Raw genomic sequence first — 1361 nt, 5'->3', positions numbered from 1 at the left:
TCATAGTATAGAGAGGATTATGGTTATCCAATAAATATATGTGAACATATACAAGCTAAGCCTTCTAAATAATTACTGTAACTAAAAAAACAAGTAATTATACTTGTTTTTTTAGTTTACTTTCCAATATCGCAACAGTTTTATGTGCTCTCTTTTCCTGTCTACATTATTGGATGCATATCTTACTAAAGATAGCTTCTTTTTTTATGATTCTATTGAAGTAATTAATTGCTGACGTTCTTTATCTCTATAAATTTTCATTTCATGTTTAAACTCGTAATTTCCTACTTCAAATCTAGCCCATTCCTTACTTGTCCAATATACTACATCTACATTTTCTCTTAAGATTGCAAAACACACATCCACTAATTCATCTTCGTAAAATGGAGCTTCTTTTGCTAATTCAAAAGCAAGCACTTTTGGATCCTTAGTTTTAATTTGAAGTTCCCTAGAGGTTTGCCCTAAATACTGCCATGGCGATGGTATTGATTGAACTTGGGCATCTCCCCTATCTTGAAACTGTGATGGAGAATAATTTGTTGAAGCAAATGTAGGTTTACTTACTCCTATTGCTGTTCCTAAAACAACAGAACCAATAATAAGTTTTTTAATCATTTTTTCAGCCCCTTTAATAATTTTGGATATGCTTCATTTTTATACCACGTTCACAGTCATGTAAATGAAGATAATTTGACAGAATTCTGCGTTTTCCTCGAAAAATGTATATTAATTACACACCTTAAATTTACTAAAAGCAAAATTGTTGGTTAAGGTAAATTTTTTTGTCGTAAGTATACACTTTTTGTATAAAAATTAGTTTTTTAAATATTTGCATACTTATTGATAAAGCTTCCTGCCATACCTTATTCGAAGCCAATTTACCTCTACCTACTCACTTCGCATTCCTTGAAGAAGGAATCTTCTTGACTAAAACGTATAAAAAAGTTGGGGCCCCAACTTTTTTATACGTTTATTGTCTTATTAATCCTGTAGATGTAACCCCATATGTTCTTTTCTTTCCGATATATTCCTGTTTTCCATTCTCAAGGTTAGTTAAAGTCGCGCGTGTTTTTTCCTTTGCTGCTTCCCCTCCTATATGAGTAAATTCTATATAATCTCCCTCTTTTACAGGTACTGTTTGCGTTTCAGCATTTTGTTGTCTATTTCCCATAATTTCCTTATTGTACATAACGCTACCAGATGAGTTCTGGACTTTAATACTTGCATATGTGCTATTGAAATAAGAATGCGGTACACCGGTTTCTAATATTCGCTTTAAAACTTAGATATATTTAATATTTTTTCACTACTATTATTAATCAAATTATAGTATTTTGTATTAAAATCTTATGATTTAGGAC

Annotated in this window: 1 protein-coding gene and 1 pseudogene; both read right to left on the bottom strand. The window is 30.9% G+C overall.

Annotation, left to right across the window (positions count from 1 at the left end; genetic code table 11):
* Nucleotides 1–204: 204 nt before the first annotated feature.
* Nucleotides 205–615 carry a hypothetical protein gene (locus ABWK52_RS29165; protein ID WP_000592189.1) on the bottom strand — a complete coding sequence of 137 codons (411 nt, stop codon included), beginning with the start codon at nt 613–615 and terminating at the stop codon, nt 205–207.
* A gap of 355 nt (nt 616–970) precedes the next feature.
* A pseudogene (locus ABWK52_RS29160) lies at nt 971–1279 on the bottom strand (putative mucin/carbohydrate-binding domain-containing protein); the annotation flags it as partial.
* Between the last annotated feature and the right edge of the window lie 82 nt (nt 1280–1361).

The sequence above is a fragment of the Bacillus sp. AP50 genome (assembly GCF_040492675.1).
Lineage (GTDB): Bacteria > Bacillota > Bacilli > Bacillales > Bacillaceae_G > Bacillus_A > Bacillus_A cereus.
The sequence above is the reverse complement of the archived record's forward strand: the minus strand, read 5'-3'. Positions and strand labels throughout refer to the sequence as shown.